Source organism: Sorangium sp. So ce590, from assembly GCF_051521365.1.
Classification (GTDB): Bacteria; Myxococcota_A; Polyangia; order Polyangiales; family Polyangiaceae; genus Sorangium.
On sequence record NZ_CP150346.1, the window covers coordinates 1668281 to 1692525 of the forward strand.

The 24245-nt window shown below is 70.4% G+C and carries 18 protein-coding genes; 6 read left to right on the top strand and 12 right to left on the bottom strand.

Annotated elements, in window-relative coordinates:
* Window positions 1-29: 29 nt before the first annotated feature.
* The 5 genes from WMF28_RS06170 to WMF28_RS06190 form a co-directional block, all read right to left on the bottom strand.
* Window positions 30-1196, bottom strand: a complete 1167-nt coding sequence (locus tag WMF28_RS06170) for an acyl-CoA dehydrogenase (RefSeq protein ID WP_437487408.1) — start codon at window positions 1194-1196, stop codon at window positions 30-32.
* Window positions 1197-1383: 187 nt separating this feature from the next.
* A complete protein-coding gene (locus WMF28_RS06175) occupies window positions 1384-2493 on the bottom strand; it encodes a class I SAM-dependent methyltransferase (protein ID WP_437601135.1) in 1110 nt (369 codons plus the stop codon).
* 34 nt (window positions 2494-2527) lie between these two features.
* Window positions 2528-2731: a hypothetical protein gene (locus tag WMF28_RS06180; protein WP_437578756.1), complete on the bottom strand. Its 204-nt coding sequence runs from the start codon at window positions 2729-2731 to the stop codon at window positions 2528-2530.
* Between the two features lie 27 nt (window positions 2732-2758).
* Window positions 2759-3937, bottom strand: a complete 1179-nt coding sequence (locus tag WMF28_RS06185; RefSeq protein WP_437601136.1) for an iron-containing alcohol dehydrogenase — start codon at window positions 3935-3937, stop codon at window positions 2759-2761.
* A 1-nt stretch (window position 3938) separates the two neighbouring features.
* Window positions 3939-4256 (bottom strand): putative quinol monooxygenase, encoded by a 318-nt coding sequence (locus WMF28_RS06190; protein WP_437601137.1) that lies wholly within the window; start codon window positions 4254-4256, stop codon window positions 3939-3941.
* Window positions 4257-4494: 238 nt separating this feature from the next.
* Between WMF28_RS06190 and WMF28_RS06195 the strand changes: the two genes are divergently transcribed.
* From WMF28_RS06195 to WMF28_RS06220, 6 genes are all read left to right on the top strand, one after another.
* Complete coding sequence (locus tag WMF28_RS06195) at window positions 4495-5685, top strand: hypothetical protein (protein WP_437601138.1); 1191 nt, start codon at window positions 4495-4497, stop codon at window positions 5683-5685.
* Window positions 5682-6353: a hypothetical protein gene (locus WMF28_RS06200; RefSeq protein ID WP_437601139.1), complete on the top strand. Its 672-nt coding sequence runs from the start codon at window positions 5682-5684 to the stop codon at window positions 6351-6353. The genes WMF28_RS06195 and WMF28_RS06200 overlap by 4 nt, the downstream gene beginning before the upstream one ends.
* A gap of 178 nt (window positions 6354-6531) precedes the next feature.
* Window positions 6532-8481: an ATP-binding protein gene (locus WMF28_RS06205; RefSeq protein ID WP_437601140.1), complete on the top strand. Its 1950-nt coding sequence runs from the start codon at window positions 6532-6534 to the stop codon at window positions 8479-8481.
* A 266-nt stretch (window positions 8482-8747) separates the two neighbouring features.
* Window positions 8748-9131, top strand: a complete 384-nt coding sequence (locus WMF28_RS06210) for a response regulator (RefSeq protein WP_437601141.1) — start codon at window positions 8748-8750, stop codon at window positions 9129-9131.
* Window positions 9132-9561: 430 nt separating this feature from the next.
* Complete coding sequence (locus tag WMF28_RS06215) at window positions 9562-10842, top strand: ABC transporter substrate-binding protein (protein WP_437601142.1); 1281 nt, start codon at window positions 9562-9564, stop codon at window positions 10840-10842.
* 74 nt (window positions 10843-10916) lie between these two features.
* The gene (locus tag WMF28_RS06220; RefSeq protein WP_437601143.1) at window positions 10917-12047 is read left to right on the top strand and encodes a substrate-binding domain-containing protein; all 1131 of its coding nucleotides are present in this window, start codon (window positions 10917-10919) and stop codon (window positions 12045-12047) included.
* Here the strand turns inward: WMF28_RS06220 and WMF28_RS06225 are convergent.
* From WMF28_RS06225 to WMF28_RS06255, 7 genes are all read right to left on the bottom strand, one after another.
* Window positions 12041-14230, bottom strand: a complete 2190-nt coding sequence (locus WMF28_RS06225) for a TonB-dependent receptor plug domain-containing protein (protein WP_437601144.1) — start codon at window positions 14228-14230, stop codon at window positions 12041-12043. The two genes, WMF28_RS06220 and WMF28_RS06225, sit on opposite strands and share 7 nt — an antisense overlap.
* A 51-nt stretch (window positions 14231-14281) precedes the next feature.
* Window positions 14282-17125, bottom strand: coding sequence for a response regulator (locus WMF28_RS06230; RefSeq protein WP_437601145.1), 2844 nt, complete (start codon window positions 17123-17125; stop codon window positions 14282-14284).
* Window positions 17126-17128: 3 nt separating this feature from the next.
* Window positions 17129-17572, bottom strand: coding sequence for a response regulator (locus tag WMF28_RS06235; RefSeq protein WP_437601146.1), 444 nt, complete (start codon window positions 17570-17572; stop codon window positions 17129-17131).
* A gap of 183 nt (window positions 17573-17755) precedes the next feature.
* On the bottom strand, window positions 17756-18787 hold the full coding sequence (locus WMF28_RS06240; RefSeq protein ID WP_437601147.1) for a hypothetical protein: 1032 nt from the start codon (window positions 18785-18787) through the stop codon (window positions 17756-17758).
* Window positions 18784-19536 carry a hypothetical protein gene (locus tag WMF28_RS06245; RefSeq protein ID WP_437601148.1) on the bottom strand — a complete coding sequence of 251 codons (753 nt, stop codon included), beginning with the start codon at window positions 19534-19536 and terminating at the stop codon, window positions 18784-18786. Before WMF28_RS06245 ends, WMF28_RS06240 begins: the two co-directional genes overlap by 4 nt.
* 730 nt (window positions 19537-20266) lie before the next feature.
* Complete coding sequence (locus WMF28_RS06250; RefSeq protein ID WP_437601149.1) at window positions 20267-21946, bottom strand: glycerol-3-phosphate dehydrogenase/oxidase; 1680 nt, start codon at window positions 21944-21946, stop codon at window positions 20267-20269.
* A 75-nt stretch (window positions 21947-22021) separates the two neighbouring features.
* A complete protein-coding gene (locus WMF28_RS06255; RefSeq protein ID WP_437601150.1) occupies window positions 22022-24055 on the bottom strand; it encodes an ABC transporter ATP-binding protein in 2034 nt (677 codons plus the stop codon).
* Window positions 24056-24245: the final 190 nt, after the last annotated feature.

The window sequence follows — 24245 nt, forward strand, 5'->3', positions numbered from 1 at the left end:
CCCTGCGGATTGTTCCGGCGGGCCCCCGCTCAGCCCTTCACGTCGTACTCGGTCTGGAGCAGCTTCGCGATCGTGGACAGCTGCATGTTCGACGTGCCCTCGTAGATCTTCCCGATCTTCGCGTCGCGGTAGAGCTTCTCGACCGGATAGTCCCTGGTAAACCCGACGCCGCCCATGAACTCGATGCTGAGCGACGCCGTCCGCTCGGCCACCTCGGACGCGAACAGCTTGGCCATCGCAGCCTCCTTCACGAACGGCTGGCCCGCGTCCTTGAGCCGAGCGGCGTTGTAGACGAGGAGGCGCGCGGCCTCGATCTCCATGGCCACCCGCGCATACTGGAACTGCACGCCCTGGAAGCTCGCGATCGACTGCCCGAACTGCTTCCGCTCGCCCATGTAGCGCATCGCGTGCTCGAACGCCCCCGCGGCCAGGCCGAGCATCTGCGCGCCGATGCCGATCCGACCCTCGTTCAAGGTCTCGATCGCGATCTTGTAGCCCTTGCCGACCTCGCCGAGCACGTTGCCCTCCGGCACCTCGCAGTCCTCGAGGACGAGCTCGCACGTGCTGGAGGCGCGGATCCCGAGCTTGTTCTCCTTCTTGCCCACCGAGAACCCAGGGAAAGAGCGCTCGACCACGAAGGCCGTGATGCCCTTGTACCCCTTCGACGGGTCGACGCTGGCGAACACGAGGAACAGCGAGCTCTCGTTCGCGTTCGTGATCCACAGCTTGCGGCCGTTCAGGACCCAGCGGTCGCCCTTGCGCTCGGCCCGGGCCGAGAGCGCGAACGCGTCCGAGCCGGAGCCCGCCTCGCTCAGCGCATACGAGCCCACCCAGTCACGGCTCAGCCGCGGGAGGTACTTCTCCTTCTGCGCTTCGCTGCCCCAGCGGAGGAACGCATTGGCCACCAGCGTGTTCTGCACGTCGATGAGCACGCTGAGGCTCGGGTCGACGACGGCGAGCGCCTCGACCGCGAGGATCGCGTTGAAGAAGCTCGCGCCGGAGCCCCCGTAAGACTCCGGGATCTCGATGCCCATGAGGCCGAGATCGAACAGCGGAGGGAGCAGATCGCGGTCGAGCGCGCCCTGCTCGTCCATCGCCGCCGCGCGCGGCGCGATGCGCTTCCTGGCGAAATCAAGCACCGAGTCGCGGAAGAGGCGCTCCTCGTCGGAGAGCTGGGTGAGCGGAGGATGGGACACGACGGTTTCTCCTTGTGGGTCCATGGCGCGGCGCGCCGTCGGGGCTTCCCACTATGCACCGCGAGGACCGCAGGCGAAAGCCGTTCGAACGCGCCCGACGCGCCGCGGGCCGCCTCATCCGTCGTGTCACCGCCCGCCCGGGGGCCGGATCGTCCAGGTTGCTACGCGCTCTCCGCCGTCCAGCGGCTCACCCGCGCTTCTCTGCGGGCACGTCGCGCCGGCGGCACCGGAGCAGCGTGTGGGCGAGGCCGAGATGGTCGATCTCCGCGTCGACGGTGAGCCCCGCCTCATCGATGCAGCGCTTGATGTCGGCGGCGCTGTACATGCGGCTGTTCCCGTTCGCGAGGCACGTGAAATACAGGGAAGAGCCGTGCAGGCAGTGGACCGCCACCTCGTTCTCCTGCCGATCCCAGAACGTGTCGAGGATCCAGAGCTCCGTCTTCTCCCCCATGGCGGCGCGCGCCCGGCGGAGGATCTGGAGGATGTCCGCCTCGGAGAAGCACACGAGGAACTGGCTCATCCAGATGGCGTCGAAGCCTGTCGGGAACGCCTGGCCGTGATCCAGGAAGTCGATGGGCGTGCCCATGACCCGGCCGAGCAGGCCGTGCTGCTCCACGTTGACGCGCGCGTCCTCGAGCTGGCCCGGCAGATCCAGGATGGTGACCCGCACGTCGGGGTCGTGCGTGCAGCACTGGACCGCCCATCGACCGGTGTTGCCGCCGATGTCGAGCAGCGTCCTCGGCCGACGCTCGAACACGACGGGCAGCGCCTGCGGGAACGCCGAGTCGGAGTAGAGGTGATCGAAGGCGAACCAGCTCTCCCTCACCTTCGGCGGGAGCGCCGGGAGCGCCTCGTAGACCGTCGGCCACTCGCCGAAGACCTTCAGGCCCGCCGGCTTGCCACCCTCGATGGCCTCGTCGAGGAAACGCATGCCCTCGTAGCAAACGTCATGGATGAAATCCATGTTGATACGGGTCATCCGGTCGTTCTCGACGATGAGCCCGACCCGCGTGATCGCGTAGCGCTCTCCACGCTCGCCGCGGTCGCCGGCGGGCTCCACCAGGCCGAAGCTCAGGCTCGCCTCCAGCAAGGTCTTTGTCGCGTAGGCGGTGAGGCCGGTGTCCTGAGCGACCTCCGCCGCCGTCCGGCCGCCCTTGCCGGCGCGCTGGAGCGCCCTGAGGACGCCGCGGTTTCGCATGACCCGCGCCACCTGGAACATGACGGGCGCAAACGCGATGCGCTGGGCGGCGAGCATGGCGTCGAGGGTGGGATTCGTCGGGGCGGGATCGTTCTTCATCGAGCTCCGGTCGTCGGGGATGGGGAGGGGGAGGCTAGCGAGCGCCCTCGCGCTGGAGGAGCAGGGCGAAGCCGCCGAGGCCCGTGAGCAGCGCGCACTCTGCCCGACCCTCGTCGGCGAGCGACAGCCCCATCACGCCGCAGGCGAGGCCGAAGGCCACGGTCGCCACGCCGAGCCGCCTCTCATCGGTCGGCCGGGCAGGCGAGGAGGACGGCCTCGTGCGGTAGGGGCTTGCCACCTCGGGATGATACCACCGGCGCCGCCGTCACAAGGACGCCGCGGCGATGTCGGTCAGCTCCTCGTCGGTGAGCGGCAGCGGGTTCGCCTTCATGCTGCTCGCCGCCCTGGCCTTGACGACAAGCGCCGGGAGGTCCGCCTCGCTCACGCCGTAGCGCCGGAGCCCCGGGATCGCGAGGTCGCGGCAGAGCTCGCGCACCCACGCGATCCCCTCCTCGGCGCCGGCCCCGGCGCGCCCCGTGACGAGCGCCGCGAGCTCATCCAGGCGCGGCAGCGCGGGGTGATCCGGGGCGCGCGCGCGCAGCGCCCGCAGGTTCACCTCGAGGACGGCCGGCAGGAGCGCGGCGCACACGGCGCCGTGGGGCGCGTCGAACGTGCCGCCCACCGGCGCGGCGAAGCCGTGGACCGCCCCGAGGCCGGCGTTCGCCAGGCACAGGCCGCCGAGCAGGCTGGCCACGGCGAGGTCGTCCCGGGCCGGCGCGTCGGGGCCCTCGAGGACCGCGCGGCGCAGCGAGCGCGCCGAGCGGCGGATGCCCTCGCGCGCGAGCCCGTCCGTGATCGGGTTGCTGCGGCTCGACAGGAACGGCTCGATGAGCTGCGAGAGCGCGTCGAGCCCGCTCGACGCGAGCACCTCGGGCGGCGCGCCCGCGAGCAGATCGGGGTCGATCACCGCGAGGCGCGGCAGCATGTGCGGGCTGCGCAGGCTCGCCTTCACGCCGGCCTCCCGGGACGCGAGCACCGCGTTGCGCGTCACCTCCGAGCCGGTGCCCGCCGTCGTCGGGATCGCCACGAACGGCACGGCCGGTTTGGAAAGCGCTTTCCCCTGGCCGATGACCTCGAGGTAGTCGAGCGGGTCGCCGCCGTTCGCGAGGAGCGCGGCGATCGCCTTGCCGGCGTCGAGCGCGCTGCCGCCGCCCAGGGCCACGACGACGTCGCACCGCTCGGCCGCGGCCCTCGACGTGCCCTCGCGGGCGATCTCCACGGTGGGCTCGCCCGCGACGGCGAAGGTCACGGCGCCGATCTTCGCCTCGGCGAGCGCGGCGAGCAGCGGCGCGGCGCGGCCGGGGCGCTGCCCGGTGACGACGAGCGCCCGCGTCCCGCCGAGGGCCCGCACGGCCGCGGGCACCTCGGCGAGCTTGCCCGCGCCGAAGACGATGCGCGTCGCGGTGGCGAGCTCGAAGGCGAGCGGGTTGGCCGGAGACGCCATGTCAAACCCCCCCGTCGTCAGGGAAGAGATTGACGTATTTCCGGCTGGTCCGCGGCTCGGCCATCATCTCCGCGACGGTGTCCCGCCACCGCTTGTAATGCTCCGTTTCCTTGTGCGCGGCCGGCGCCTCCTGGGTCCTGTAGATCTCGACGAGCACGAAGCGCGCGGGATCCTCGATGTCCTGGACGACGTCGAACCGGGCGATCCCCGGCTCCTTGACGCTCGCGCGCGCGTTCTCGAGCGTCGCCTGGCGGAAGGCGTCGGTGAGCTCGGGTCTGACGTGCACATGGACGTGCACGATGAACAGGCTGTTGGGCATGCGCGCAATCTAGCTCGGGTGCGCTGCCGCAGGAACCCGGCTCGTGACGCGCGGGCGCGCGGGCCTCCGGGTCTACCGGCGCGCGGGCTTGCCGACGGCGCGCCGTCGGCCGAGCGCCTTCGCCCCCTGGGTCGACTCCCGACTTGGCCCGGCCGGCTCCGGCGTTACGATCCCCGTGAATCGGCGGGTGGCCCGGCAGGTGTCGAGTCCATGAACGCCGTGAGCGAGGAAGGTCGATATGGCGGATCCGACCACGGAGACCCCGCAGCCCGATGCTGCGCAGTCCATCGCGCTGAAATCCATCGAGTTCGTGTCCGATCACGGTCTCCTGAAAGGCTGCGCGGGGGAGACTCGCTGGAGGAACGCGGGCGACCCGTGCCCCCGGCCCGAGTGGACGCCGGAGCGCGCCGTCCCTCTGTCGATCTCGATGGGCCGGAGCGTCGTCATCCGGCTCGGGCTGTCGTCGAGCGGCGGCGCGCCCGGCGCGGCGCCGGTCGAGATCCGCGGCGTCGGGCCGGCGGGGCTCACCTTCGAGAGCCGGGGCGTCGCCGCCAGCCCCGCGCCGCTCGAGCTCTCGTCCGCGCGGAAGATCGGGAGGAGGATCCAGAAATTCGACCTCAACCTGAGCTGGTCGGCGGGCGGTGGAGCCACGCTGTCGCCCGGCCGGACCTCGAACGTCGTTTATGTCACGATGGGCAGGCCGCAGACCGACCGACAGGACGTCTGGCAGGAAGACGGGGTGACCTTGAAGCGGATGGACAGGGCGGTCTCCTGGATCTCGCCGCTCAACACCCTCGACCCCCACGAGATCGTCTACGGGATCATGGCCAGGTTCCCGACCTACACGCTCCTGCCGAGCCCCAGGGTGCCCCGGGAGTACCACCACCCGACGTACCTGAACGACCAGGGCGGGGCCTGGGCGATGACCGATTACGTGGAGGAGACGGGCGAGTGCCAGGCGATCGTCCGCCTCCTCCGCGGGATGCTGCGCCAGCTCGGGATCCCCGGGCGGACGCGCATCCTCGTGGTCTGGGGCGATCCCAACGTGGACGGCGGGCGCAGGACCCTGTCGGCCGATCTGGAGGAGCAGCCGTGGGCGGGGCTCGATGTGGCGAAGGTCGAGGGCGGCCGCGTGTGGCGCGCGGCGCTCATCGACGGCCCGGTCGAGGAGGGGAGGACCTATCCCGCCTCCCATACGCGCCTCCCCGACGGGTCGCTCAGCCCGGGGCTCAACCGGTACGAGGCCCTCCTCGAGTTCACGCACGGCGGCGTGACGCGGTACTACGCGGGGGGCGCCGGGGTGTTCGACAGCGTGGAGCCGATCCTGGGCGTCTTCTGGGGGCTCATCTGGTTCAGCTCGGCGCCGAACGACGGTTACCGCGTCGAGAAGATCGTGGCGAGATACGGACGTTCTGGAGGTGGGCGATGAACGCGCAGGAATGTCTCACGCAGGAGGTCGGCGCCAGGGTCGCGGCGTGGCTCTCGGCCGTGGCGCGCGTGGCCCCGGACGGCTTCACGCCGGTCGGGCGGTTCGACGAGGTGCCGGCCCAGGCACGCGCCGATTCGCTGTACTGGTGCGACTCCATCTTCCGGAGCGAGCTCAACCCGCACAGCGAGGCGGTGGGGGCGCGCCACGCGCTCCACGAAGCCACGGACGACACGCCCGACCTGCTCCGTCACGAGTACACCGCGGGCGGGCTCGGGCTCACCGTCACCGAGGGGCGCAATTTCGTCCTCGTTCAGGTCGATCGCGCGAGCCTCGATATCCTCTCTCTCTGCGGTCCGGACCGCGCCGCCGCCGCGCGCCGGGTGGCCGAGGCGATCTTCAACACGGGCATCGAGTCGAACACGGTGGGGGTCCCGATGACCTCCGGCCCGGTGGGCTGCCCCGGCGACATGCCGGAGCTCGAGGAGGGAATGACGATCGCGAGCAACCCGGCCGTGGATCCGGAGCTCCTCGCCTGCTGGAAAGACCGCACCGAATGCGGTGTTCAGGGCGGAAGGCTTTATTTCCTCTGTTACAAGAAGTCGTCTCAGCGCGCGGGGTTTGCAAACGCATGCCAATGGTTCGACGACCGGAGGACCGGGGTCGGGTGACGCACGGAGGAGAGTGAGGCGGGGGAGGAAAGAGGGGTGAGGGGAGGCGAAGGAGCAGGGGGGAGGCGAGGGAGCAGGGGGGAGGCGAGGGAGCAGGGGGGAGGTGAGGGAGCAGGGGGGAGCAGGAGCGCGCTGCGCCGGTATTGCGTCTGCGCGCCGCGCGCGGGATGTTGCGCCGGTGGCGGGAGCACAGCAGCCCAGGATCCTGATCTTCCCAGGCGGCTCCGCGGGCGCGGCGCAGGCGCTCGCGGCGGCGCGCGGCTACGTCGCGGCCCGGGCCCGGGACATCGAGGCGGGCCTGGATCTCCTGGCGACCCAGCCGTTCGACGTGGCCGTGCTCGGGGCCGAGGGGCCGCTCGACGAGGCGCTCGCGCTCTGCCGCCGGCTGCGCGCGGCGCCGGGCGGCGATCGCGTGGCCGTGGTCGCCGTCACCGGGAGCGCGGGCGCGGCCACGGCCCTGCTCGAGGCGGGCGCGACGGTCGTGGCGGCGGCGACCGAGCCGTCGATCTCGATCCAGCTCGACGCGGCGGTGTGGTGGGGGCGGCGGTCGTCCGCGCGCGCGGCCGACCGGGCGCCGGCGGAGCGCGCGCTGCTCGAGCGCGCCGCGCGCTCCTTCCGCGACGTGTTCACGGAGGTGATCGGCCTCTTCGTGTGGGACGCGGCGGGGAGCATCCTCGACGCGAACGACGCGTTCCTCGGCATGATCGGCCACGCGCGCGAGGAAGTCGAGGCGGGCCGCCTGAGCTGGGTGGCGATCACGCCGCCCGAGCTCCGCGCCGCCGACCAGCGCGCGCTCTCGGAGGTCCTGAAGCACGGCATCTGCCCGCCGTTCGAGAAGGAGTTCCTCGCCCGCGACGGGCGGCGGCTGCCCGTGCTCGTCGCCCCCGCCCTGGTCGAGGGGGCCCGCGATCGCGGCGTCGGCGTCGTCGTGGACATGACGGTGCGCAGGGCCGCCGAGGACGCGCTCCGCACGAGCGAGGAGCGCATGCGGCTCGTCGTGCGCGCGACGAGCGACGCCTTCTGGGACTGGGACCTCTCGTCGGGGCGCGTCACAGGGAGCGAGCGCATGCGGAGCTTCTACGGCACGGGCGGCGCCGACATCGAGGAGGACGCGGCGTGGTGGTTCGAGCGGGTCCACCCCGACGATCGCGACCGCGTGATGAACGGGCTGCGCCGCGCGATGGAAGGGGGCGAGAGCACGTTCGAGCTCTGGTACCGGTGCCTGCTCGCGGACGGCAGCTACGCCGACGTCCACGACCGGGGTATCGTCCTGCGCGACGTGTGCGGCAAGGCGTACCGGATGCTCGGGGCCGTGTCCGACGTCACCGAGCGCCGGCAGATCGAGACGCGGCTCCTGCTCGCCGATCGCATGGCCTCGCTCGGCACGCTCGCGGCCGGGGTGGCGCACGAGATCAACAACCCCCTCGCGTACATGGTCGCGAACGTCGATTTCGCGCGCAAGGAGCTCCGCGCCAAGGGCGCCGCCGCGCGCCTCGACGCGCTCCTCTCGGCGCTCGACGAGGCCGCGGAGGGCGGCTCGCGCGTCCGGCACATCGTGGGCGGCCTGAAGACGTTCTCGCGCGCCGACGACGGCGAGCTCGGCCCGGTCGAGGTCGACCGCGTGATCCAGCTCGTGCTGCGGATGGCGCAGCAGCAGATACAGAGCAAGGCGCGGCTCGTCCTGGAGCTCGGCGCGGTGCCGCCCGTCCACGCGAACGAGGCGCAGCTCGGCCAGGTCATCCTGAACCTGCTCGTGAACGCCGCGCAGGCGCTGCCGGACGGGAAGGAGGCGGAGAACGAGATCCGGATCACGACCGCCCCCGCGCCGCCCGGCCGCGTGCGCATCGAGGTGAGCGACACCGGGCCCGGGATCGCGCCCGAGCTCCGGAGCCGCATCTTCGACCCGTTCTTCACGACGAAGCCGATCGGGGAGGGGACGGGGCTCGGGCTGGCGATCTGCCACGGCATCGTGACGCGCTTCCGGGGCGAGCTCGGGGTGGAGAGTGAGGTCGGCCAGGGCGCGTGCTTCCGCGTGCTCCTGCCCGCGTGGCGCGCGCGGGCGGGCGAGGAGCGCGGCGGCGCCCCGGGCGAGGCCGACGACGAGATGCCCGAGGAGGCCGCCCAGTAGGCGCGGCGCGCCGTCCTCGACGGGAGAGGCCTCCGACGAAGAGAGGAGGGCAGGAGGGCGGGGCCGCGCGCCGGGCGCGCTTCTGTGACTTCTGCGATCTGCGCGCCACGCCGTGGGGCCGTCCGCTTGCGGCGGCGGTTGCGCGCGCTCAAGGTGCCTCATGGGCCCCATGAACGCTCGACCGGGCAGGGCCGCAGCTGGGCTGCTCGGTGGAGCAGCGAAGCGGAAGCGTGCCGCGCGGCGCGGTCCAGTGGTGAGGTTCGAGCATGACCGAGAAAACGGGCCGCATCCTGGTCGTCGAGGACGATCTGGACATCAGGAGCATCCTGTCGCAGCTCCTCGTGTTCGAGGGCTACGACGTCGACGAGGCGTCGGACGGCGCCGAGGCGCTCGCGATGCTGCGCAAGGACCCGCTGCCCGCGCTGATCCTGCTCGATCTGATGATGCCGATCATGGATGGGTGGCAGCTGCGCGCCGAGCTCCAGCGCGACCCGACGCTCTCGTCAGTCCCGGTGGTGATCGTGTCCGCCGATGTGCGGGCCGAGCAGGAGGCGTCGCGGCTCCGCGTCGCGGGGCTCCTGAAGAAGCCGCTCCAGATCGAGCCCTTGCTCGATCTGGTCCACCGCATCTGCGGCGCGCCGGGGCGGTGAGCCGGGCGGCGTGGTCGCCGCGCCGGCGAGCTGGCTGGCCCGAGCCGGCGGCCGGGGGACGACGGCATCCCCTCCTGAAGCTCACCCCGCCCGCCCGGCGCCATGGTTGCCCCCGTGCTCCGGGGGCCCTCCTGGCCTCGCGCATGTCTCACCTCTCGGCCTGAAGACCGCGATCCACGGACAAAAATCGCGATCCCTGAGAACCGGTATCGGCCGTTGTGTTCCGTATTGCACGATGGCGCGAGTCTTCGCTCCAAGACTCGTTGCTTGAGCTCATGCGCCCTTGACAGATCGATCGTCGATGTGATGGCGTATCTTCACTTCAAGCATGTACCTTCGGATGCCTGCCGCGTCGGATCGCTCCCCTCGAACCGGCATGGGCCCCGCGGCTCGCCGACGACGGTCGCGCTGTAGGGAGACCGGGCTGCTCGTGGGACTCGCGTCCCTGCTCTCGGCCTCCTGCGCGCCGACGGAGCCCGATCACCCCGAGAATGCGGTCGTCATCGGGGCGCTCCTGCCCTTCTCCGGCAGCGAGTCGGCCATCGGCCGCAACCTCGAGCAAGCGATGTTGCTCGCGATCGACGACCTGAACGCCGCGGGGGGGATCGACGGGAGGCCGTTCGACCTGCGGAGCCGAGACAGCCACTCGAGCTCGGAGCGCGGGCTCGATCAGCTGTGGGAGCTGCTCTATACGGATCGGGTCGCCTACTTCGTAGGGCCCGAAGAGAACGAGATCGCCCGTCGCATCACGCCGGACGTGAAGTGGCTCGACGCGTTTCAGATGCTGCCGGGGTACGCCGCGCCCACGGTCGCGCGCAGCGAGGCGAGGGGGGGCTGGATGCGGCTCGCCCCTTCCGCGTTCGACGTCGGCTGCGCGCTGGCGCTCATCGCCGTTCGCGAGGGGATCAGCACGGTGAACAGCCTGGCCGCGACGGACGACTACAACGCCAGCGTCAGCAGCGAGTTCACGACCAGCTTCGCCTCGCTCGGCGGGAGGATCCTCCCCTCGGTGACGTTCATGTCGGGACGGCCGTCGTACACGACGAAGATCGAGACCGCCTTCGGCGCGCGCGCCGGCCGCACGCTCCTGGCCGCGTATCCCGCCACCGGCTCGACCATCGTGACCGAGTGGACCGTCTCCGGCCGCCCGGGCACCTGGCTCCTCGGCCCGGCGCTGCGCACCGAGGTGCTCCTCTCCAACATCCCTGCGGGCTCTCTCGACGGATACTTCGGGGTCTCGCCTTCGCTGAGCCTGCGGAGCGAGTGCCGCACGACGGACGGGGCCGAGGCGTCGGTCGACTGTGAGAAAGGGAACGCCGACGCCTTCATCGGACACTTCTCCAGCCGGTGGGGCGGCGAGGCCCCGCTGCCCGCAGCGCACTTCTATTACGACGGGGTCGTCCTCATCGCGATGGGGCTCACGTACGCCCACGCGAAGAGCGGGACGATCCCTTCCTCCGGACATGAGCTGCAGAAGATCATTCGTGAGCTCAACAGCCCCGACAACGAAGCGGCCTCGTGGCGGGATCTGGGCGCGGCGATGGCCAAGCTCCGCGCGGGGGTCCGTCTCCGATACGTCGGCGCAGCCGCCGAATACGGCTTCGACGGATACGGGGCGAACAGGCATTCATTCATGCAAAGATGGACCGTGAACGGCGACGCCTTCGTCGATCTCGCCCCCATCGCCGTCAGGTGCCTCGCCGGGCCATGATCTCGCCGTGAACTCGAGTTCACGTGATCAACCCGCGCACGACCGAACGAACCACTGACTTGAAGGGGGGGCTCATGAAGTTGATTCGAAGACGCTGGATGGCGGCCTTTGGGCTCACGCTGACGACGGCGGCATGCGGGACGAGCGGCACCACCGGCGCGGGCGAGCGAGCCTCACTCATCAAGCGAGCGCCGCTTCCCGAGAACGAGTTCACCGCGAAGGAGATCGAGGCGACGCTCGACAACCTCATCGCCGAGATCAACAAGGGATCCATCGAGCCGATGCAGATGGCGGTGCTGCTGAAGGCCCTCGGCGGGTTCTTCACGCCGATCACCACGGGGGCGAACCGAGCCATGGGCGAGCTCGGGGTCACGGGCAACGTGGTCGGGCCCAGTGGACAGGGGAGCGATCAGCAGCAGAGGGCGGAGGCCCAGGGGGAGCAGATTCAACAGGCGGTGGCGGACGGAGCCGAAGGGATCGGTGTCTCGCCCTTCGGCGACGCCATCGGTGCCGACATCGATGCGGCCGTCGCCGACGGGGCTGCTGTGGTGACGCTCGACACCGACGCGAAGGACTCGACGCGTTCGCTCTATGTCGGAACCATCAGCGAGTCGGCCGGCGTCACGGCAGGGCAGACCCTGCTCGCGTTGCTGCCCTCGGCGCCGGGCACGGTGGTGATCCACGGCAACGCCGACCCGTCCTGGGTCGACGGATTGAACCGAATGCTGGGGGCTCGGGGCGTCCTCGAGGACGCCGACTACACGGTCGTGGTGCGTCAAATCGCCTGGGGCCCGGCTGGGGAGGTCGGTGACATCGAATGGATGAAAGCCCAGATCAAGACGGCGGACCCGCCCGTCGTGGGGTTGCTCGGCCTGCATGACATCTCGTACCGGTGCGCCATGGCCACGGAGGCCGCGGGCGCGCCGGAGCTCCCCGTCGTCGCCTTCGACTTCGATCCGAAGACCGTCGAGTACATGCGCCGGGGGCTCATCGAGGCGACGCACACCCAGCGCCAGTACTACGCCGGGTATCTCGTGCCCTACATCCTCTACGGCATCAAGACCATCGGCCTCGAAGCGACCCAGGCGAGCCTCGCCCCGCAGATGTCCGATGACAGCCGGCTCAACGTCGGCCTCGACGTGGTCCGGTGGAACAAGGTCGACCAGTACAACGCCTTCCTCGACTCGATCGGCGCGAGTCAGTAGCGGTGCCGTAGCTCGAGGAACAGCTCGCGCGGCGAAAGCGGGTACTCGAACCCCGAGAACCCGGGGTCCGGCCCGGTGGCGCCAAGGAGGTTCTTGGCGCGCAACGCCACGGTCGTCTCGTGACCCGGGATGACCCACAGGTTGCGCGCCACCAGGCTGGCGTTCCACCCGAGATACGGCGGCAGGTCGAAGCTGCCGCCTTTCTCCAGGATGCTCGCGTCCGCGGCGCGCCGGGGCCCGACGACGATCCCTTGCGTCGAGAGCTCCAGCGGCACGGAGCTCGGCGACGGCAGCTTCACGTAGGCCCCGACCCGGGCGATCCAGCTCGGGTAGGCGACCATCGCCGGACCGACCAGCTCCGCCTGGTAGCCCACCTGGCCGGAGTCCCGGGTCGAGTGGACGGTCTCGAACGACCCGTAGCCGCCGAGCGCGTCGCCGTGCCGCAGCTCGGCGCGCGTCGCCCAGATCAGCGACGTCTGGCTGGCGACGTTCTCGGCCGTTTGATTGATGCCCCGCGGGACGAACTCTGCCTTGTCGTTCAATCGGCTGTAGGACACCCCCGTGCTCGCCGAGGCCCAGGCGGCCGGCCTCCACGTCACCTCGGCGTCCACGGTGTGGATGAATTGAGGCTTGAGGTCCACGTTCCCGATCACGTCGCCCGGGACGAGGGGCTCGGCATAGAGCAGATAGGGGGACGGCGCCTTGAAGGCGCTGCCGTACAGCAGCTTGGCCACGACCGTCTTCCCCAGGTGCGAGGTCGCCCCGAAGCGACCGGTCAGCTGATTGCCGTATTTGCTGTGGTGATCGTAGCGGAATCCCCCCGTCAGCTTCAGCCAGGGATCCAGCACCTTGAGGTTGGCGCTGAGCAGCGCCCCGACGTCGACAAGCTCGACCGAGAGCTGCTCCCGCTCCGGCGAGCCAAACGCCTCGCCCGTGATCTTGCTGACCCGGCGGAAGGACGGCAGGTCCTCGTCGTCATAGACGGACTCCAGGTTCAAGATCACGTTGAACCGGTCCCACGGGACCCACCGGAGCTCGACGTTCGCGTCCACGCCGCGATAGGCCATGCGCCGTTCGATGTAGTACCAGCCGCCGGCGACATCCACGCGGTCCCCCGGGAGGACGCCGCCCTGGAAGTACGTGCCCTGCACGGCGAGCGCGAGCTCTCGGTTCAGCTGGAGCTGTCCATCGACCGCCACGCGACGTTGATGCAGGCTGACCACGGTGCCGGCAGGCCGCCCGAAGGCGTCCGTTCCGCCGGTGAGCTGCGCCCATTGCGCGAAATCGCCGCCGCGCCGGAAGCCGGACCAGGTGGCGCTGAGCACGAGGTGGTGACCGCGGTCCGGATCGCGGAACGCGATGCGCGAGCCGATGACCCCCGACAGGCGCTCGAGGTTCTGGGCGTCCACGCGCCCCGTATTGTACGTCGGGACGCGGGGGGCCGGAGACTGGCGGGGCATCTCCAGACCGCTTCGGTCGTCGAGCTCCCCCGCGGCCATCAACATCATGTCGAAGCGGCCATCGCTCCATCCTCCGAGCACGTCGAGGCGGCCGCTCGGGTGGTCCTTCGTCACGCCGGCGTGCACCGTGCCGTCGGCGAAGGGGATGTCCTCGGGCGACAGGGTGATGATGTTGACGACGCCGAGGAACGCGTCCGCACCGTAGAGCGCCGACGCCGGGCCGCGCACGACCTCGATCTGCTTGATGGCCGAGAGCGGGATCAGCTCCGTTCCCAGCCAGTTGCCGCTGGTGGTCCGGAACGCGACCGAGCGGCCGTCGATCATCACCTTGATTCCACCGCTCTCCGCCCCGAGCCCGCCCGTCATCCCCTGCACGCCGGCGTTGGGCAGGATGTGGTCGTCCGCCAGGTAAAACCCGACGACGTGCTGGAGCGCCTCGCCGACGCTCTTGTAGCCCCAGCGCCGGATCTCCTCCGCGGTGATCGCCGTCACGATGGCAGGCGCGTCGTCCAGGGTCTCCCGCGTCTTGGTGGCCGTGGAGACCTCGACGGCGAGCAACCGCAGCAGGTCGACGCCCTCGAGCGCGTCGTTCCGCTGCTCTTTCCCCGTGGCCTTCGGCGCTCCCGGCGCTGGCGCGGCCGTCGGCTGAGCCCACGCGACGCCCGGCATCGCGGCGATCGCCAGGGCGACAATCCACTTTGTATCGAGCGAGACAAGGGTCATGCGGGTACGGTTCGTTCTGAGCCTTCGGCCATGGTGAGAACGGCGCAATCGTCAGGTCGCCTCGGCGGTCGCGGCGAGCTCCTCCGTCAGGGCGGCGCTGACGGAATCGAACTCCCGCCGTATCCGCGCCAGGTCGCCCTTCCGTGGCAGATTGCCCTGGCCGGCGGCGAGCTGCATCTTCTCCGCCAGCTCGGCGACGCGCGGTGCGCCGATCGACAGCATGCTGCCTTTCAGCTTGTGCGCGCTCGCCATCACTTCTTTCGTCATCGCCTCCAGGAAGGCGGCCTCCAGGCTGTCGAGCTGCCCCGGCACGTTCTTCAGGACGAGCTGGATCAGCTTCCGCGAGCGCGGGACCTCGGGGTCGAGCACGGGCAGGGCCGATGGATCCTTGTCGGCGCCGGGGAGCGTGGTGGTCAGCTCCGGCTCGTCCCGGTTCAGGATCACGTGCCGCCACAAGGTCTTCTGCAGCGACTGAGGCCGTACCGGCTTGGCCAGGTAGTCGTCCATCCCGGCAGCGAGCACCCGGTCCCGCTCGCCGACCAGGGCGTGCGCGGTCAGCGCGATGATCACCGTGTGGCGACCCGTCCCGCTCTCCCATTCACGGATCTGCTGGGTGGAGGTGTACCCGTCCATGACCGGCATCTGGCAGTCCATCAGGATGGCGACATACTGCTTTCGCTTGACGCACTCGAGCGCCTCCAGGCCGTTGCTGGCGGTCTCCACGCGCAGGCCCAGCTGCTCCACCTGCTCCATCGCCACGTAACGGTTGATCTCGTTGTCATCGACGACCAGCACGGGCAGCTTGCTCGCGATCCGGCCCGGCTCCACGCCGGGCTTGCTGACGGGCGCGGCCGCGGCGCCGGTGAGCGCGCTCTGCAGCGTGTTGTAGAGCTCGGACACGCGGAGCGGCTTGGGGAGCTGCGTGACCAGGCTCGAGTCGAGCCCGCTCAGCGCCACGCTCGACCCCATGTGGTAGAGCGCCACGATGGGCAAGCTGCGCAACGTCGGCACCGACCGGATGGTCCGGACGAACTCCTCGAGGTCGAGATCCTGCATCTGAACGCCGACCACGGCGGCGCTGAACGGCCGATTCTCGAGCAGCCCGAGCTCCAGCTGGTTGATGGCGTCTCTCCCGGAGGTCGTGGAGTGGGCGTCGAAGCCCCAGGCCACGAGGTGCTCCACGACGACGTCGCGCCAGCTCTTGCTGATCTCCACCACGAGCGCGCGGCGTCCGCTCGCCCACTCGGCAGACCGGATCTGCTCGCCCCCGGACGTGACCCCGACCTTGAGCGTGAACCAGAACCGGCTGCCCTGTCCCGGCGTGCTCTCGAGGCCGACCTCGCCGCCCATGGCCTCCGCCAGGTGCTTGCTGATCGCCAGCCCCAGGCCGGTGCCGCCGTGCTTGCGGACCAGCGAGCCGTCCACCTGCGTGAAGGCGGAGAAGAGCTTCTTCTGGTCGTCGGGGGCGATGCCGGGGCCGGTGTCCACGACGGCGAGCTTGATCAGCGCCGAGGTCTTGTCCTGCTGAGGCGTGGGAGGCGTGGAGGCGTCGATCAGCACCTCTCCGCGCTCGGTGAACTTGATCGCGTTGCCGACCAGGTTGGTGAGCACCTGGCGAAACCGGTCGGGGTCGCCCACGACGCCGGTGGGGACGCGGCGCTCCACGCGGTACACGAGCTCGAGCCCCTTCTCGTGCGCCTGGCTCGCCATCAGCTCCGCGACCTCCTGGATGACGAGGCGCAGATCGTAGGACACGTGTTGCGCCACGTATTTGCCGGCCTCGAGCTTCGAGAAGTCGAGGACGTCGTTGATGATCGCCATCAGCGTGTTCGCGGACGCGTCGACGGTCTCCACGTATCGCCGCATCTTGCCTTCGAGCGCCTGGTTCTGCATGAGCCGGATGACGCCGAGGATCCCGTTCATGGGCGTCCGGATCTCATGGCTCATGTTGGCGAGGAACTCGCTCTTCAGCCGGGACGCCTCGAGGGCCTGCTCGGTCTTGACGCGCAGCTCCTCGAACGCCTGCTCGTTCGCCTCGACCATGCTGTTGAACGCCGCGCCGAGCAGCTCGAGCTCGTCGCCGCTCGCGATCTGCACGCGCTCCCACTTCTTCCGCGCCACGCCGGTCGACTCGGCGAGCGGCCCGTTCGAGCGGAGCCCGGTGGCGATGGCCCCCGCGGCCGAGCGCAGCGCCAACAGCGGCTCGGTGATGTGGACCGCCACCCGCTTGACGAGGAAATAGCTGGCCGCGATGCTGCCGAGGATCAGCGCCCCGATCAGCCCGAGCGTGGTCGCGAGCCGGCTCGCGGCGAGGTCGCGGGCCTGAGCCAGCCGCTCGGCGACGTGCCTCGTGCTGATGCCGTAGATCACGGTCCCGGCGTGGGTCCCCTCCGAGACGACCGGCGCCGTGACCTCCAGGACGTCGACGCCGCCCAGGGGATGCGCCCGCCGCCTCAGCGCCGCCCGGGGCTTGTGCTCCGTGCTGATGCCGAGGGCCTGCAGATCCTTCGCGGTGAGGCTCGGCGCGTCCTTCGCCTCGTTCGCCAGGGTCAGCCCGCTCGCCGCCCAGACCCGGTTCTCCGAGTCGAGGAACAGGCCATAGGCGATGTCGCCGTTCTCGGAGACGGTCTGAAAAATGAGCGCCTTGACGTCCCCGAAGAGGTTGTCCGCCACCAGGCTGCGCAGCGCCAGCGCCTGGTTGAAGCCGAGCAGGCGCGCCTTCTCTTCGAGGCCGCCCAGGAGCTCCTGCTCGCGCTTGGTCTGGACCTCGCGATCCGTGGAATAGATGAGGGCGCCGCTCGAGAGGAGCGTGGTGCCGCCGAGGAGCAGCAGCGCGCCCAGGATCAGGCGCAGCAGCTTGATACGGAGCGAGCCGTGGGCGTTCGGGCTAGGCATCGTTCAACGCGGGCGCCATGACGAGGACGGGGGGCCCGAGGGGACGGGCGTCGCGGACGAGGACGCCGCGGACGAAGGCGGGCCGGACTTCCCGCCGCGCACGGCCGCCGCGCGCTCGATCGCCGGCGCCAGGTCGGCGTGCAGCCTGGATTTCGAGACGATGCCGTCGGCGCCGACCTTCTGGCCGAGCGCGCTCAGCTGCTCGACCTCGCAGCCGGAGACAAGGACGATCCCGAGGTTCGCGAGCTGCGCGTTCTCCCGGAGCAGCTTGGCCAGCTTGTCGCCGTTGATGGTCGGCATGTTGATGTCGAGCGCCACCACGGTGATGCCGTCTCGCTTGATGACCGACGTCGCGCCGATGGGGGTCGCCAGCTCGAAGACGCAGAAGCCAGCCCTGACCAGGACGGCGCACATCGCCTCGCGGGCGATCTCGTCGTCGTCAATCACGAGCACCCGGATCATAAGAGCGCCCTCCAGGACCGCCGGCCACGTGCGCGATGCTCCCCTCGTAACGAGGGGGGCGAGCCCGTGCCCGGGCGCTCCAGCGCGCGAGCCGCCCCGCCGCATCGGGGCCCTGGTTGCGGTTGAAAAGGCAACTGCATGGCATCTCCAGTCCTCCCCGACACCCGTTCACCGCCCGATGAGAAAATCGACCTGTCCGAACTGGCTTGAATCGAGGCCGAAGCGCCGCGCGAGCCGCACGTCGACCAGGCGCTTCACGGAGACGGGCAGCCGAACATCCGACGCCCGGAGCTTCCAGTCCGCGTCCGCGAGCTCGTAGAGGAAATCCGCCGCCTGCACCGTGAGCGCTTGCGTGTCGGGGATGGCCGCGAACGTCCCGAACTCCGCGTGCTCGTTCACGAGCGAGCGCACGGCCACGACCACCGGCGCGCCGAGCCGATCCACGTACGGGAGCCAGACGTTGGTCAAGAACGTCGGGCTCAGCAGGCCATTGTCGTTCGGCAGCCAGATCGCGTCAACCTCGGCGCGCTGGAGGCGCACCAGCGCGGCGCGGAGGTCCTGGACATGTGGCTTGTTCGAGAGCTCTTGCCTCACGAAGGTCAGCTTCTCCACCTGCATGAGGGTCTCTTGTCGGGCGATGTGGCTGGTGAACCCCTGGCGGTACACGACGCCTACCCGGCGGACGTCGAGCCCCAGCGTGCGCAGGCCCACCATGGCCGTGACCGCCGGCACCTCGTACGAGATCGCCACCGAGTTGGGGACGGTGCGCTGGAGCTCCTCCGCGAAGGACGCCATCAGGATCAGCGCGACCGGCGGCGTCGGGGTGCTGCGTGCCCAGTTGCGATACAGGAGCACGGTCGAGTTGTTGACCAGCACCACCGCCCGCGGGCGATCTCGCGCGACGATCCGCCCCACGATCTCGGGGCTCGACTCCTCGACGTGCAGCGGGGAGATGGTGACGCGGTATTCATCGGACAGCTCGACGCGGAGCGACTTCAGCATGTCGTCGAGCTGCGCGTCCGAGGGAGCGATGATGGAGATGACGGGCTTCCCATTTGGAGGCGGCGTCTCGGACAGCGGAGCCGGATCGCTGGCGACCTGGGGGGCCGGGCCGGACGAGCAGCCCAGGACCAGCGAGAGGCCCACGAGGGCGGAGGCGCGCCGGAGCCAGCGCGAGCAGCGGGGACGCGTTGACTTCATTTCCATTCGTCCACCCCCAGATCCGCCAGTACGTGTTTCGGGAGCTTCCGGATCGCGCCCTCGACAAATTGGCGCTCGCTCAGGAACGTGACGGCCACGAGCCCGACCTTGGCCGTCGAGAGGCTCAGCATCGTGAATTGCATCTTGCTCTTGGACTCGAAATCGGAGCGGAACCGCTCCGGAAGAAGCACCGCGTCCGCCGTTTGAAACTGGAGCAGCTGCAGCAGATCTTCGATCTTCGTGACGCGCCGGACCTCCGGCGCGTCGCTCACACCGAGGAGCCCGGCGACGAACTTCGGGAGCGCTTTTCGTTCGACAAGGTCGATCATCCCGTACCTGAGGGATAAAAGCATGTCTCGGGTCAGCGATTTCGTCGAGACCAGGAGGTATTGTTCCGCGTCGCTCCCCGCCTTCAGGCCCTGGAGGTCGGCGCTCCGATTGAGCGAGGTCAGGACCGGCCTTGGCGAGAGCGCCGCGCTCGGCGGGCTCGTCTCGAGCGCCGTCTTGAAATCGCTCAGCTTGCCAAACACCGTGACGTCGACGCCGGGCATCGACTCCTCGATCTTCTGCTCGAGCGCCCGAGCGCGGAGCGGCGTCACGGCATAGACATAGAGCGTCGCCTCAGGGCCGGCCGTGGTCGGCGGACTGAGCAGCAGAAGGCAGATCCCGACGAGCAGCGCCGTCGTGAGCAGGACCGCCGGCGCGCGCCGGGGCTGGATGGCGCGGCGAGGCAGGCATCGGGCCTTCACGCGCCGAGCCCAGGCGGCGAGAATCTCGAGGATGTGACGAAATGCCCCGGGTTGAGCAGGAGCTGCCAGGTGGTTGTTGGGCGGCGCACAAGACGACATCCAACGGTGCGCGACCCGCGCTGGAGTTGCGAGGTGCCCCAAGGCCCGCTCGATCGCCGACCGACCTCCCCGCTTGGAGCGGCTGCGTGTTCTTTCCACCCGCCTCATGCCCTCCTGGCCATCGTAGTAGACAGCGTAGCCGACGACTAACCCTCCCTGTCAAGCGCCCTAGGAGGCGGCCCTGTGATCCGAACGAGCGTTGCTAAACGTGGATCTTGGAGAGGGAAACAACACCTGGGCGGCCGCTGCACCCGCCAGAGCGCGCCGGCGCGGCCCGCGCCCGCGTGGCCGCTTACGAAAGGTGCTCGGATGCGCGCTTGACACGTGCACCTGTCTCTGAGCTCGATGTCGCGCCTCGGACGCGCCGCCCTCTCACCCGTTGTGCGCCCGCGTGTGGCGGCGCCCTGCCCTGGGCAATCGGGCGCTGGCAACCCCGATTGCCGCGAACTGTTCGGCCTCGTCGACCTACATGTGGAGCGATGGGGCACGTGATGCCCGAACACTTCACCTCGTCACGCACCGGCGGTGGAGGCCGTGCGTGCGCCCACCTCCCCATCGCCAGGATGGAACCAGGCGCTCGAACTGCCACGGTCCCGGAGGATCGCGGCGCCCGGATCTCCTCGGCGGCGGCCTACGTGGGATCCGCCTGGCGACGGGAGAGCGCAGGTGGGGGCTTGTTCAACACAGGAGTCCCCTCCGCGGGCTGGCGGCCGTCGTGGTCCTGGAAGTACTCCAAGAGCCGCCGGTCGGCGTCGTCCCCGAACAGGATCCGGCTCGCCTCCCGGAGGCCGGGCGACCTCGCGAGCTCGTCGCGGCGGACGAGGAGCGCGATCTTCGTGCGCCGCCGCAGGAGGTCCTCGAGCTTCACGATCATCTCGCGCCGCGCGGCGTACGCGATCTCGCACCGCACGTCCTCCGCCCCCTCGACAAGCGCGTCGGCCATCCTCCGGTCGCTCCGGATCTCCTCGAGCAGCTCGAGCGCCTGCGCGCCATACCGGCGCCACAGGCGCGCGCTGAGCTCCTCGGAGGAGCCCTGCGGCGTCAGCGCGTCGAGGCCGAGGACGCGCGCTCTTCGGAAGAACTCCTGACGAACCTCCTCGCCCGGCTCGCCGTACCAGCGCTGCGCCGGGCGGGGCAGCGCGACGCCGAGCTCCTGCACGGCGGCGCAGATCTCGTCGCCCACGTTGATGCAGTCGGTGAGCTTGCCGCCGAAGATGCTCACGTGGGCCTCCGCGCGGTTCACCTCGATGGCGTGCTTGCGCGAGAGCTGCAGCCAGTCCTCGCCGCCGCCGCCGTCCTCGACCGCGAGGGGGCGCACCCCGCAGCGCTCGGCGATGATGTCCGCCTCGCGGAGCGGGCGCGGCAGGGCGAGCCGCTTGTTGATGTTCGAGAGCACGAAGCGCCGATCCTCGGGCGTCACCGCGGCGCGCGGGCTCTCGACCCGGGTGTCGGTCGTGCCGATGCACGTCCTCGGGCCCATCGGGATCACGAAGAACAGCCGGCCGTCGTCCGCGAAGAACGTCAGCACCCGCCGGCTCGGGGTCAGCCGATCCACGATGAGGTGGATGCCCTTCGAGAAGATGTGCCTGTGGCTCGTCCGCTGGCCCGTGAGCCCGTTGTGCGCGTCAACGAACGGCCCGCAGGCGTTCACGAGCACGCGGGAGCGGATGGTGAGCTCCTCGCCCGACACGACGTCGCGGGCGCGCGTGAGCCACGCGTCCCCCTCGCGCCGCGCGCCGAGCGACTCGACGTAGTTGGCCGCCCGCGCGCCGTGGTCGAGCGCGGCGCGGACGAAGCCCCAGACGAACCGCGCGTCGTTGTCGACGAGGTACGCGTCGGAGTACTCGAATCCTCCGTCGCAGCCGTCCAGGTTGATGATGGGCTCTTCCCGCGCCATCGCCCGGCGGGAGAGCAGGCGGGGGATCTTCGTGAAGAAGCTGCCGATGATCCAGTAGAGCCAGGTGCCGAGGAAGAGCTTGAAGAGGCCGTGGCGGAAGCCCCGCTCGTGCGCGGTATAGAACCGGATCTCCCGCACCGCCGACGGATAGCTCCTGAGGAGGAGGTTCCTCGATTTGCAGAGCTTCCGTACGAGCGGAAACTCGAAGCTTTCCATGTACTTGATGCCGCCCCAGGCGAGGTTCGACGACTCCTGGCTGGTGAATCCGGCGAAGTCGCCGCGGTCGATCAGCGCGACCCTGGCGCCCTTCGCGGCGAGGGCCGAGGCGGCGACGGCGCCGTTGATCCCGGCGCCGAGGACGAGGACGTCGAAGGTCTCGCGGCTCAAGCTGTCGATGTTCGTGGCCCGCAGCATCGATGGCGATCCGGCGTGAGGCGCGGTGGGCGCGCAGCCGGAGCTCTATCACGTCTCCGCCGCGCCGTCCCCGGCTCAGCCCATCAGGCCATCGGCCCACAGGCCGTCGTCGTCCCGCAGCGCGTCGGGCGACGGCATCGGGTGGGCGCGGCGCGGGCTGCTCCTCGGCGCGATGGCGTGGCCGGTGTGCAGGTGCTGCCACCGCGCCATCTTCGTGTAGACGCCGCCCCGCCGCAGGAGCTCCTCGTGCGCGCCGTGCTCGACGATGCGGCCGCGCTCCATCACGAAGATCTGATCGCAGTCGACGATCGTGCTCAGGCGGTGGCTCATGAGGACGATCGTCCGCTGGCCCTTCAGCGCGCGCAGCGACTCGCCGATGGTCCGCTCGTGCTCGGCGTCGAGCCCGTCGGTCGGCTCGTCGATCACGAGGATGGGCGCGTCCGTCAGCAGCGCGCGCGCGATCGCGATGCGCTGCCGCTGGCCGGCCGACAGGTTCAGCCCGCCGTCGGCGATCTGGGTGCCGTAGCCGTCCGGCAGCGCCTCGATGAGGCCCGCTGCCCCCGCCATCTCGGCCGCCTCGCGGATCTCCGCGTCGGCCGCGGAGGGGCGGCCGTAGGCGATGTTCTCCGCGATCGTCGTCGGCAAGAGGATGCTGTCCTGGAGGACGAGCGCGATGTGACGGCGCAGATCGGCCACGCGGACCGCGCGCGTGTCGATCCCGTCGAGCCGCAGCGCGCCGTGCGTCGGGTTGTGGAAGCGCGGCAGCAGGCTGAGCAGCGTCGTCTTGCCGGCGCCGACCGAGCCCACGAACGCGACCATCTCGCCCGGCCGGATCGTCGCGTCGACCCCGCGCAGCACCGGGTGGCCCGGGCGGTACTCGAACCCGACCGCGTCGAGCGAGAGCACGCGCGGCTCGGGCGGGAGCGCGGCCGCGTCGTGGTGGTCGATCACCGCCTGATCGCGGTCGAGCACCTCGAAGACGCGCTGCGCGCCCGCGACGCCGCCCTGCACCGCCGCGCCGGCGCCGGTCAGCTTGCAGAGCGGGTCGTAGAGCATGCCCAGGTAGCCGAGGAACGCCGTGAGCGCGCCCAGCGTCATGCTGGAGTCGCCCGCGCCCGTCCGGGCCTCGACGACGAGGGAGCCGCCGTAGCCGAGCACCAGCGCGATGCCGAGCCCCAGGATCGACCCCACGGCGAGCGTGTGGCGGAGCTCGTCCAGGTGGAGCCTGAGCCACGCCTTCACGCTGTTGCGCAGCGTCGTGTCGAAGCGCGCCTCCTCGTCCGCCTCGCGGCCGAACGCCTGCACGAGGCCGATCGACGCCATCGAGCGCTGCACGGACGTCGTGAGCTGGCTCTCGACCTCCTTCGCCTCGGTGCACTTCGTGCGCAGCGTGCGCCCGAACCGCGCGTTCGTGAGCAGGAGCGGCGGCACGACGGCGAGCGCGATCAGCGTGAGCGTCAGGCTGCGCGAGGCCATGATGCAGATCATCACCGCGAGGGTCAGCGCGCTCCCCAGCACCGCGACGGCCACGTTGAGGATGCCGTGGAACCCGGCGGCGTCCTGGTTGAGCCGGTAGAGGGCGTCCCCCTGCGGCTGCGCCCGGTGATAGCCGATGTGGAGCGCCTGGAGCTTGCGGTACACGTCGCAGCGCACGCGCGTGAGCCCGCCGTAGCCGATGCGGAAGTTGAGCAGGGTGCGGCCCATGCCCACGCACTCCTGCGCCACGCGGAGGACGAGCGTTATCGCCGCGAGCCCGAGCACGCGGCCGAGCAGGCTGTCCGGGAGCGGCGCGAGCAGGAGGCGATGGATGAAGCCCTCGTTGCGCGGCCCGCTCGAGATGAGATCGACGATCACGGCGACGGGCCACACCTGGAGGAGGCTGATCGCGATGGAGACGCAGACCAGCAAGGAGAGCGCCCCGAGGCGCGCCCACTCGCCCCTGAAATAGGCGCCCACGCGGAGGAAGAACCGGAGCCGCGCCGCGCCGGCCGAGCGGCTCGGCGCGCGGCTCCGCTCCGCGGCCATCGCCGGAGAACGCCTCGATGACCTGCTCCTGCCTTCGCGTCGCGGCGGAGGGTGGTAGTTCTTGCGCTGAGCCTGCGCGCTCATGGTTCGCTGCGCTCTCTTCCTGTCCACGGTTGAGGTGGCCGCCGGCGGCCCGGGATCGGGCCCTGCCTGAAGGACCATCGGTTTCGACCAGTAGCGAGGTATCAGCGCAGGTGTAACAGCCCATCGCGGCCGCGCTCGCTGCATTGTGTCGGAGAGCAGGTGAGCTCCTGCTGATTTGCTGCGCGGTTGT

What these genes read in the sequence shown, in the direction of transcription:
- WMF28_RS06175 (WP_437601135.1), bottom strand. Translation starts at nt 2,493, where the DNA reads ATGAAGAACGATCCCGCCCCGACGAATCCCACCCTCGACGCCATGCTC.
- WMF28_RS06185 (WP_437601136.1), bottom strand. Translation starts at nt 3,937, where the DNA reads ATGGCGTCTCCGGCCAACCCGCTCGCCTTCGAGCTCGCCACCGCGACG.
- WMF28_RS06190 (WP_437601137.1), bottom strand. Translation starts at nt 4,256, where the DNA reads ATGCCCAACAGCCTGTTCATCGTGCACGTCCATGTGCACGTCAGACCC.
- WMF28_RS06195 (WP_437601138.1), top strand. Translation starts at nt 4,495, where the DNA reads ATGGCGGATCCGACCACGGAGACCCCGCAGCCCGATGCTGCGCAGTCC.
- WMF28_RS06200 (WP_437601139.1), top strand. Translation starts at nt 5,682, where the DNA reads ATGAACGCGCAGGAATGTCTCACGCAGGAGGTCGGCGCCAGGGTCGCG.
- WMF28_RS06210 (WP_437601141.1), top strand. Translation starts at nt 8,748, where the DNA reads ATGACCGAGAAAACGGGCCGCATCCTGGTCGTCGAGGACGATCTGGAC.
- WMF28_RS06220 (WP_437601143.1), top strand. Translation starts at nt 10,917, where the DNA reads ATGAAGTTGATTCGAAGACGCTGGATGGCGGCCTTTGGGCTCACGCTG.
- WMF28_RS06225 (WP_437601144.1), bottom strand. Translation starts at nt 14,230, where the DNA reads ATGACCCTTGTCTCGCTCGATACAAAGTGGATTGTCGCCCTGGCGATC.
- WMF28_RS06230 (WP_437601145.1), bottom strand. Translation starts at nt 17,125, where the DNA reads ATGCCTAGCCCGAACGCCCACGGCTCGCTCCGTATCAAGCTGCTGCGC.
- WMF28_RS06240 (WP_437601147.1), bottom strand. Translation starts at nt 18,787, where the DNA reads ATGAAGTCAACGCGTCCCCGCTGCTCGCGCTGGCTCCGGCGCGCCTCC.
- WMF28_RS06250 (WP_437601149.1), bottom strand. Translation starts at nt 21,946, where the DNA reads ATGCTGCGGGCCACGAACATCGACAGCTTGAGCCGCGAGACCTTCGAC.
- WMF28_RS06255 (WP_437601150.1), bottom strand. Translation starts at nt 24,055, where the DNA reads ATGAGCGCGCAGGCTCAGCGCAAGAACTACCACCCTCCGCCGCGACGC.